This window comes from Lishizhenia sp. (assembly GCF_057456495.1).
Genome location: NZ_JBVCPV010000326.1, coordinates 1 through 1,551, shown reverse-complemented (window position 1 = coordinate 1,551; position 1,551 = coordinate 1). Strand labels below are relative to the sequence as shown.

The following is a 1,551-nucleotide window of genomic DNA, read 5'->3' as shown; positions in this document are numbered from 1 at the left end:
TGTTTCTGCTGTTGGATCTCCGGCACTTATAGCGCTAAAACTGATGAGTGTAAACATCAGTGGGAGTACGACTAATTTTTTCATGACTCTTGTTTTTGTGTTTGCTAACAAGGGTATAAGAGTCGTGCCATAAAACAGGAATCCAGTGAAAATGCGCTTTTTGAGTCCTTACGATTTACGTTCGTTGTCCGTTTTCGTGCACTTTGTGATCAAAATCGTACAGTATGAATCTTGGAAAGGGTGTGTTTCTTCGTATTTATAAAACCGTTTCTTCAAAAAGTAGTTGTAGTGTTTCTTCTGGGTTTTCAGTTTTACCTGTATGCATCATTGAGGTTTGGATGATGGAGCTTCGAGATGCAGCCAACCATCTAAATCTATCCGTCAAATCCATTTCACCAATTCTCCCTCCAGCTTTACCTCCTTCACATACTTTTTGCCAACCTTTTAAATAGCTTTCTACTTTTTCACAGTCAACCGGTGTATTAAAACAAGCAACTTTTTGAGGGTCAACGAAAACCTTCATCTTTAAAAATTTCTTGCGTTTGCAAAAGAGTAGCACTCCTATGTTGAAGAATTCTTCGCGTTCAACACGCGGTACCAAACGTATAATAGCGTATTCAAACTTCTCTTTACTTTGCATTTTTCGCTTCTTTTACTAGTTGGTCAATGTTTTCTAATTTGGCCTTTAGGTAAGTTGAATAGGCAGTTCTCATTTCTATTGGTGTAAGCGATACAGCTTCATCCTCTAACCAATTTTCTGGAATTGCGGCTATAATATTTTGCAAAGCTTCGGCTGTGAATCTTTCTTGAATCAATTTTGCTGCTTCATCTAAATGCTTGGCCTTTGGCAAGAGCACGTGGTCTTTAATTAAGGGAAATGTTCGTGTTAAATGATTTTCCCATGTCTCCCAATTGTGATGGAAGTAAAAGCTAGCACCGTTGTCAATTACCCATAGTTCATTTTTCCACTCTAATAAATTGGTGTTTTTAGCTGTGCGGTCTATATTGCTCATTAAGCTATCTAAAAGCACAATTTTAGATGCAGTTTTTGAGTCAACATCAGAAACCAAAGGGTCATACGTTATTGCGCCAGATAAAAAGTGTAGCCCTAAATTGAGTCCAACACTGAATTGTAATAAATCCTGTATTTCTTCGTCTGGTTCTGTTTTGCTGAATGTATCATCTAGATTCATGAAAACGAGTTCGGGAACTTTTAATCCGAGTAAACGGGCTAATTCTCCACCAAGAAATTCGGCAATCAATGCTTTTTTTCCCTGACCAGCTCCAGTGAATTTTAAAACATATAAAAAATCATCATCGGCTCTTACCAATCCAGGCATAGATCCTCCTTCGCGTAAAGGAGTGATGTATTGTACCACATCAACCGTTCTTATTTCTATCGGATTCATGGGGTGAAGATAGGTAAAAATCAAATTCTATGTTGTCTTATTTTCTTTCCCAAGCTTAGTGGCGATAATACTTATGATAAATATTTGTAGCGCATGAAAGAGCATTATGGGAAGGAGGATCACTCCCATGGCGTAATTGCTT

General features: G+C 37.8%; 3 protein-coding genes. All 3 read right to left on the bottom strand.

The genetic code is table 11. The annotated features are described in order from the left end of the window. Positions 1-256 precede the first annotated feature (256 nt). From AC22ZQ_RS14640 to AC22ZQ_RS14630, 3 genes are read right to left on the bottom strand one after another with little or no spacing between them, the layout of a single operon-like run. Complete coding sequence (locus tag AC22ZQ_RS14640; RefSeq protein WP_318959488.1) at positions 257-640, bottom strand: DUF3037 domain-containing protein; 384 nt, start codon at positions 638-640, stop codon at positions 257-259. Beyond that, the gene (locus AC22ZQ_RS14635; protein ID WP_318959487.1) at positions 630-1,409 is read right to left on the bottom strand and encodes a HipA family kinase; all 780 of its coding nucleotides are present in this window, start codon (positions 1,407-1,409) and stop codon (positions 630-632) included. Before AC22ZQ_RS14635 ends, AC22ZQ_RS14640 begins: the two co-directional genes overlap by 11 nt. 27 nt (positions 1,410-1,436) lie before the next feature. Then, on the bottom strand, positions 1,437-1,538 hold the full coding sequence (locus AC22ZQ_RS14630) for a hypothetical protein (protein WP_413468694.1): 102 nt from the start codon (positions 1,536-1,538) through the stop codon (positions 1,437-1,439). Positions 1,539-1,551: the final 13 nt, after the last annotated feature.